Origin of the sequence: Streptomyces sp. NPDC006283 (genome assembly GCF_040613325.1) — a bacterium.
Taxonomy (GTDB): domain Bacteria; phylum Actinomycetota; class Actinomycetes; order Streptomycetales; family Streptomycetaceae; genus Streptomyces.
The window spans coordinates 22,265-29,250 of the sequence record NZ_JBEXRZ010000086.1 but is presented as its reverse complement, the minus strand read 5'-3'; the positions used below and the strand labels follow the sequence as shown (position 1 = coordinate 29,250).

Here is a 6,986-nt window from a genome sequence, read left to right as displayed (position 1 = left end):
AGCTAACGCTGGCCCTTGTTGCAAGGTCACGCTGACCTGTGCGAGATCACATGCAGGATCAAGCTGACCTTTGCAGGGTCAAGCGCTACAGGACATCGGCCAACGCGAGGCCCGGGGCGTCCGGGCCCGCCGTGGTGAGGAGGGCGCCGCTCGGACCCCAGACCGCGCTGCCGCCCCGGCAGTCGCCGACGCTGCACGGGCCCACCGCGTTGGCGAGCAGCACCGGCAGAGCGTTGTCGGCGGCCCGGACCGGATAGACCGTCCGGTACGAGTCGTTGTCCGCCTCGAGTACCGAACTCGCCACGTACACGTGGCAGCCGTCGGACTTCGCCCGCTGCGCGACCTCCGGGAACCGGTTGTCGTAGCAGATCGCCACGGCGAACCGGACGCCGTCGAGGAGGAAGCGGCCGTCCTCGGTGCCGGCCGTGAAGACGTCCAGTTCCTCGCCGTACAGATGCGTCTTGTCGTAGCGGGCGAGCAGTTCGCCGTCCGGGCCGATCACAAGCGCCGTGATCGTGGGCCGGGGGCCGGCCGAGCGGGCGGCGCAGCCGACCAGTGCGGCCGTCGATGTCGCGCGGCAGGCCTCCCGCAGCGGCTCCAGACGGGGATCGTCCTCGGCCAGCCACAGGTCGGGCCTTTCGGCGATCAGCCCCAGGTCGTACCCGGTGGCGGCCAGTTCACAGAAGGCGACCAGCCGGGCGCCCCGCCCGGCCGCCGCGTGCACCAGAGCCTGCATGCTCCGGACGTTCGCCTCGATGTCGCCCGGTACGGATGTGAACTGGCCCGCCGCTATTCTCATGCGCCCATCATGCTGGCCCACCGCTGCCGGCCGCCACGGAGATGATCGTCCGTACCTGGTCGATGATGTCCAGCCGGTTCTGTACGAACTCCGGGTCGGTGATCTCCGTGGTGTTCCCCGCGCCGAACTGCAGCACCGGAGTGTGCACATGACCACCGGGGATTTCCAGGCCGAGGCGGTCGCGCAGCAGCGTGGCACGGTAGGCGATCTCGTTGGACAGGTAGTCGCCGCCGCCTCCCGCGCGTGCGGTGGAACCGGGGGTCGGCCCACCCGGCCGGACGACGGGCGCGGTCGCGCCCGCCGGGATCTCCGTCACGGACGTGTTGTCGTACACCGGGAAACGGCCCGTGTCCGCGGCGGTGATCGCCTCGTACGGCAGAGAGGTCAGCGTCCACTGGGGCTGCGAGGCGGGATCGGCCACCGGCACGGTCTCCGTCCGCGAGACGTTGTCGTTGTCCGGGAAGCCGCCGCGCCAGGCCCCGTTGAAACGCTCGATGTCGACACGGCCGACCCGGCCCTGGCTGACCGTGGTGAACAGGTCCGCCTCCGGCAGCCGTGCTCGCAGGGTCCGCTCCACCGTGCCGTCCGCGAAGTCCTGCCAGCGCACCGGGAAGACCGCCGTCTCGATCCTGGCCGGGCCGTCCGGCGTGCGGACCCACGTGCCGTCGAGAGCGAGCGCGGTCGCGCCCGACGGGTTGCTGATACGGATGTCCCGGTCCAGCGTGAACGGATCGAACCCCGTCATCACGATGCGCTTGACACTGTTGCCCGGCGGCAGATCCATCGAATCCTGACCCCGTGACGAGCGCTCCAGCCGGTCCAGCAGCTGGGCCCGCTGCGCCTCGGTGACGTCAAAACCGGGCTGCCACTGGCGCAGTCCGGCCGTCATACCGAGCCGTGCCCAGTACAGCGGCCGGTCGTCGTCCCTGCTCAGGTCGCCCCGCGCCTGGCCCCTGCCCTGCGCACGGTCCACGGCCCGCTCCCACAGCGCCGACCCGTGCCGTGCGACGGCCCGCTCGGCCTGCCGGTACGACCTCGCGCCCTCCAGCGCCCGGACGAAGTCCTGTGCCACCGCGTCGAAGCCGCTGCGGCGCAGGATCTCCTGGGGCACGGCCCGTTCGAGCCGCTGCTCCTCGACCGTGAGCGGGAGTGGGGCGGTGCCGACCGGGTCGGACGCCGCGGAGGCGAGCGGGGCGGTGGTGAAGGTGAGGGCGGCGGAGGTGAACAGGGCGACGCCAAGTACGTCCAGGCGGGCGCGTATCCGGGGCACGGGATTCCTTTCGTCGGGTGGCGGCAGTATCGCCGCCCCGTCCGCGGTCGCGGAAGGCCGACGGGGCGTCAGGGACCGCTTTCGGACCGTGCCGGGGCTGGAGCAGGCCCTACTCCCCGGACCGGGGCGCCTCCGCGGCCGTGACATGGCGGTATGCGATCTCCGCCAGCCGCTGCTGGCCGTTCCTGCTCGGATGGAACCAGTCCCAGCGGCTCAACTGGTCACCGGTGAAGCGGAAGCCGAAGACGGCCCCGCCGTCGTACCGGCAGCGCTCGTCCTTGGAGCACACGTCCTTCAGTACACCGTTGTACGCCACGACCCGCTGCTGGACCGTGTCCCGGCGCTGCTGCGCCCGCGGGCTGTCGTCCTGCGCGTCGCCCAGCATCGAGGCGCAGATGCCCAGCTTCCATATCTGGGCGCCCAACGGATCGTCACGTCCCGTCGCCCACAAGCGCTTGAGGTCCGGCACGCTCGTGACGTACACCTGCGCCTTGGGGGCGTCCTCTCTGAGCCGGGCCATCGACTTCACGAACGACGCACGGAAGTCCTCGACCGGTGTCATCCGGTCCACGGTGTCCGCGCAGGCGTCGTTCGCGCCGACCATGACGGTGACCAGTTCCGGCTTGTGGGCGGCGGCCTGCGCCATCTGTTCGGGCAGGTCCGCGACGTCGGCGCCGGAACGGGCGTAGTTCCAGCTGCGCCGCGCCGCCGACGCGCCGAGCAATCGCGTGGCCAGGCTGTTCACCGTGGTGTCCGAGCCGGTGGCCCACGAAACCTCCGGACAGTCCGTCAGCACCTGGCACGCGTCGAACCCGCGGGTGATCGAGTCGCCGACCGCGGCGAGCGAACGGGGGCTGCGGTCCCACACCGGGGTGGGGCTCGGACTGGGCGACGGGCGCGATGACTTCCCCGGCGGGCGCTGAGCCGAGGGCTCTGACACCACGTCACATGCCGCGAGCACACCCGCCGCCAGGGCGGCGGTCGCAAGCGTGACGACCGCGGCGGTACGCGCCCGGAACGTCCGATTGCGTCGTCGCAACGTCACTTCCCCCTCCATAATCCCGGCATCCGCCCTCCTGCCGAGTGAAACCTTGGTGCGTACGGGCCCCAGGACCGACAGTACGTCACCCCTCGGCGCGTCTCGCACGGTAACTTTTGCCACGTCGACCCAGAGGGTCCACCTGCCTATCGGCGCCAGTAAATTACATCACGTCACATACCGTCCCTTTTGCGGAGACTTGTTCCCGATGCTGTTTACTGAGGCCGCTGGGAAGGCGAACCTCGTCCCACACTGGAGGTCCCGGTGACGACACGTGGCGTTCTGTACGTTCACTCCGCACCGCGCGCGCTCTGCCCACACGTCGAATGGGCGGTCGCGGGTGTGCTCGGCGTACGGGTCCAGCTGGACTGGATCCGACAGCCCGCGTCGCCGGGCACCTGGAGAGCCGAGTTCTCCTGGCAGGGCGAGGCGGGCACCGCCTCCAAGCTGGCGTCCGCGCTGCGCGGCTGGCATCTGCTGCGCTTCGAAGTGACGGCGGAACCGTGCGCGACGGCGGAGGGCGAGCGCTACAGCGCCACGCCGGACCTCGGCATCTTCCACGCGGTCACCGGCATGCACGGCGACATCCTGATCCCCGAGGACCGCCTGCGGGCGGCGCTCGTGCGGTCCGCGCAGGGCGAGACGGATCTGGAGGCGGAGATCGCGAAGCTGCTGGGGAAGCCGTGGGACGACGAGCTGGAGCCGTTCCGGTACGCGGGGGAGGGGGCGCCGGTGCGGTGGCTCCACCAGGTGGTGTGACGCCGCGCGTCCCGGCGGGGCTGGGTGTGGCGGCTCTTGTCGGGGCGGTGCCCCGAGCCCCGCGCCTCAATTGCCGGCGGGGCTGGGTGTGCCGCCGCGCCTCTATCGCCGGCGGGGCTGGGTGTGGCGCCGCGCCTCTATCGCCGGCGGGGCTGGGTGTGGCGCCGCGCCTCTATCGCCGGCGGGGCCGGATGTGCCGCCGCGCCTCGCTCGTGGCGGGGTTGGAAGTGCCCGTCGGCGGAGCTGACTTTGTCAGCCCGTCCGGGGCACTCCGCCCACCCACGGCCGCCAGGCCGTAGGGGAGGGCAGGACGCCGCGCGGAGCGCGGTGCGGGTCCGGGCGGGGTCCGGTTTCGGGAAGGGGCGGGGTGGGGAAAGCCGAAGCCCGCGCCCCCACAAGGGGCGCGGGCCCAAGTCGCCGCTGAGAATCAGACCGTGCGGAACGCCAGCACCACGTTGTGGCCGCCGAAGCCGAACGAGTTGTTGATCGCCGCAATCGTGCCCTCCGGCAGACCACGCGGCTCGTCGCGGACGATGTCCGCGTCGACCGTCTCGTCCAGGTCGTCGACGTTGATCGTCGGCGGAGCCGTACGGTGGTGCAGCGCCAGCACCGTGGCCACCGTCTCGATGCCGCCCGCGCCGCCCAGCAGGTGACCGGTCATCGACTTCGTCGCGGAGACCGCCACGTGGTCGAGGTCGTCACCGAGGACCGACCGCAGTGCCTTGATCTCGGCGACGTCGCCCTGCGGCGTGGACGTCGCGTGTGCGTTGAGGTGGACGACCTCGGACGGCTTGAGGTCCGTGGTCTCCAGCAGATTCCGCAGCGCCGCCGCGATTCCGCGGCCCGTCGGCTCCGGCTGTGCGATGTGGTGGCTGTCCGCGGACAGGCCCTGGCCCAGGACCTCGCAGTAGACCTTCGCCCCGCGCGCGGCGGCGTGTTCGGCCGACTCCAGGATCACGACGCCCGCGCCCTCGCCGAGGACGAAGCCGTCGCGGGACGTGTCGTAGGGGCGCGAGGCCTTCGTGGGCTCGTCGTTGTTCTTGGACATCGCCATCATGTTGGCGAAGGCCGCGATCGGCAGCGGGTGGATCGCCGCCTCCGTGCCGCCCGCGACGACCACGTCGGCACGGCCGGTGCGGATCATCTCGACGGCGTAGCCGATCGCTTCGGCGCCGGACGCGCACGCGGAGACCGGGGTATGCACGCCCGCCTGGGCGTTCACCTCGAGGCCGACGTTGGCGGAGGGGCCGTTCGGCATCAGCATGGGCACGGTATGCGGGGACACGCGGCGTACGCCCTTGTCCTTGAGCACGTCGTACTGGTCGAGCAGAGTCGTTACGCCACCGATGCCGGAGGCGATGACCGTACCCAGGCGCGCCGGGGCGACGGACTCGTCCTCACCGGCCGGGGCGGTGTAGCCGGCGTCGGCCCACGCCTCACGGGCCGCGATCAGCGCGAACTGCGCGGAGCGGTCCAGCCGGCGGGCCAGCGGGCGGGGCAGAACCTCGCCCGGATCGACCGCGGCGGTCGCCGCGATCTTCACCGGAAGATCGGCGAAGCGCTCACCCTCGAGCAGCTTCACGCCGGAACGTCCGGCGATCAGACCTTCCCAAGTCGATGCGCTGTCGCCACCCAACGGTGTGGTTGCGCCGATACCGGTGACGACCACGGTGCGATTGGTCGAGTTCACAGGAATTCTTTCTCCACGTGTAGAGGGTGCTGAATTTTCACGGCGCCACCGGAGGGTGGCGACAAACGCGACGTGAGACTCAGTCCTGGTGCTTGGCGATGTAGTCCGCGGCGTCGCCGACGGTCTTCAGGTTCTTGACGTCCTCGTCCGGGATCTTGACGTCGAAGCGCTCTTCGGCGGCGACGACGACCTCGACCATGGACAGCGAGTCGACGTCCAGGTCGTCGGTGAAGGACTTGTCCAGCTGGACGTCCTCGACCGGGATACCGGCGATCTCGTTGACGATCTCGGCGAGACCGGCAACGATCTCTTCCTGCGTGGCGGCCATGTTGGCGCTCCTTCGGTGGTTATCAGAGGGTGTGGCAGCAGCCGTCCGGAAGATCCGTACGGTGCCTAGGGGAGGGTAACGACCGTCGCGGCGTAGACGAGACCCGCCCCGAAGCCGATGACGAGCGCGGTGTCGCCGCTCTTCGCCTGTCCGGTCGCCAGGAGCCGCTCCATCGCGAGCGGGATCGAGGCGGCCGAGGTGTTGCCGGTGGTCTCCACGTCACGGGCGACCGTGACGTGCTCCGGCAGCTTCAGGGTCTTCACCATCGAGTCGATGATCCGCATGTTGGCCTGGTGCGGGATGAAGACGTCCAGGTCGGCCGCGCTGATGCCGGCGGCGTCCAGCGCCTGCTGCGCGACCTTCGCCATCTCGAAGACGGCCCAGCGGAACACCGCCTGGCCCTCCTGCGTGATGGCGGGGAACTTGACCTCGCCGCGCTCGTTGAGCGGCAACTTCGAGACGTCGCCGAGGTGGAAGTCGTTCCACGGCACGGTCTGCTTGATGGTCTCGGACTTGTCGCCCTCGGAACCCCAGACCGTGGGGCCGATGTGCGGCACGTCCGAGGGGCCGACGACGACCGCGCCCGCGCCGTCGCCGAACAGGAAGGCCGTGGCGCGGTCTTCGAGGTCGGTCAGGTCGCTCAGCCGCTCGACGCCGATGACCAGCACGTACTCCGCGGAGCCCTCGACGATCATGCCCTTGGCGAGGGTCAGGCCGTAGCCGAAGCCCGCGCAGCCGGCGGAGATGTCGAACGCGGCCGGCTTGCCGGCGCCGACCTTGTCGGCGATCTCGGTGGCCACGGCCGGCGTCTGCTTGAAGTGCGAGACGGTGGAGACGATGACGGCGCCGATCTGATCGGCGGCGATCCCGGCGTCGGCGATCGCCTTGCCCGAGGCCTCGACCGACATCGCGGTCACGGTCTCCTCGGCGGAGGCCCAGTGACGGGTGGCGATACCGGAGCGGGAGCGGATCCACTCGTCCGACGAGTCGATCTTCTCGAGGATCACCTCGTTGGGCACGACCCGGGTCGGACGGTAGCCGCCGACACCCAGGATGCGTGCGTACGGGGCGCCCTTGCTGGGCTTGATCTTCGACATGCTC

General features: G+C 70.6%; 7 protein-coding genes. 1 reads left to right on the top strand and 6 read right to left on the bottom strand.

The window, feature by feature from the left end; translation table 11 throughout:
- Positions 1 to 85: 85 nt before the first annotated feature.
- The 3 genes from ABZ070_RS19340 to ABZ070_RS19330 all read right to left on the bottom strand — a co-directional run bounded on the left by ABZ070_RS19340 (position 86) and on the right by ABZ070_RS19330 (position 3,126).
- Positions 86 to 799 carry a carbon-nitrogen hydrolase family protein gene (locus tag ABZ070_RS19340; RefSeq protein WP_356635375.1) on the bottom strand — a complete coding sequence of 238 codons (714 nt, stop codon included), beginning with the start codon at positions 797 to 799 and terminating at the stop codon, positions 86 to 88.
- A 7-nt stretch (positions 800 to 806) separates the two neighbouring features.
- A complete protein-coding gene (locus ABZ070_RS19335) occupies positions 807 to 2,069 on the bottom strand; it encodes a pyroglutamyl peptidase (RefSeq protein ID WP_356635373.1) in 1,263 nt (420 codons plus the stop codon).
- A 109-nt stretch (positions 2,070 to 2,178) separates the two neighbouring features.
- Complete coding sequence (locus tag ABZ070_RS19330; protein WP_356635371.1) at positions 2,179 to 3,126, bottom strand: SGNH/GDSL hydrolase family protein; 948 nt, start codon at positions 3,124 to 3,126, stop codon at positions 2,179 to 2,181.
- A 246-nt stretch (positions 3,127 to 3,372) separates the two neighbouring features.
- Between ABZ070_RS19330 and ABZ070_RS19325 the strand changes: the two genes are divergently transcribed.
- On the top strand, positions 3,373 to 3,867 hold the full coding sequence (locus ABZ070_RS19325) for a DUF3145 domain-containing protein (RefSeq protein ID WP_356635369.1): 495 nt from the start codon (positions 3,373 to 3,375) through the stop codon (positions 3,865 to 3,867).
- Positions 3,868 to 4,294: 427 nt separating this feature from the next.
- On the opposite strand, the gene ABZ070_RS19320 is transcribed toward ABZ070_RS19325, so the two are convergent.
- The 3 genes from ABZ070_RS19320 to ABZ070_RS19310 form a co-directional block, all read right to left on the bottom strand.
- On the bottom strand, positions 4,295 to 5,557 hold the full coding sequence (locus tag ABZ070_RS19320) for a beta-ketoacyl-[acyl-carrier-protein] synthase family protein (protein ID WP_356635367.1): 1,263 nt from the start codon (positions 5,555 to 5,557) through the stop codon (positions 4,295 to 4,297).
- A gap of 79 nt (positions 5,558 to 5,636) precedes the next feature.
- Positions 5,637 to 5,885: an acyl carrier protein gene (locus ABZ070_RS19315; RefSeq protein ID WP_356635365.1), complete on the bottom strand. Its 249-nt coding sequence runs from the start codon at positions 5,883 to 5,885 to the stop codon at positions 5,637 to 5,639.
- 65 nt (positions 5,886 to 5,950) lie between these two features.
- Positions 5,951 to 6,982 carry a ketoacyl-ACP synthase III gene (locus ABZ070_RS19310; protein WP_356635363.1) on the bottom strand — a complete coding sequence of 344 codons (1,032 nt, stop codon included), beginning with the start codon at positions 6,980 to 6,982 and terminating at the stop codon, positions 5,951 to 5,953.
- Between the last annotated feature and the right edge of the window lie 4 nt (positions 6,983 to 6,986).

What these genes read in the sequence shown, in the direction of transcription:
- ABZ070_RS19340 (WP_356635375.1), bottom strand. Translation starts at nt 799, where the DNA reads ATGAGAATAGCGGCGGGCCAGTTCACATCCGTACCGGGCGACATCGAG.
- ABZ070_RS19330 (WP_356635371.1), bottom strand. Translation starts at nt 3,126, where the DNA reads ATGGAGGGGGAAGTGACGTTGCGACGACGCAATCGGACGTTCCGGGCG.
- ABZ070_RS19315 (WP_356635365.1), bottom strand. Translation starts at nt 5,885, where the DNA reads ATGGCCGCCACGCAGGAAGAGATCGTTGCCGGTCTCGCCGAGATCGTC.
- ABZ070_RS19310 (WP_356635363.1), bottom strand. Translation starts at nt 6,982, where the DNA reads ATGTCGAAGATCAAGCCCAGCAAGGGCGCCCCGTACGCACGCATCCTG.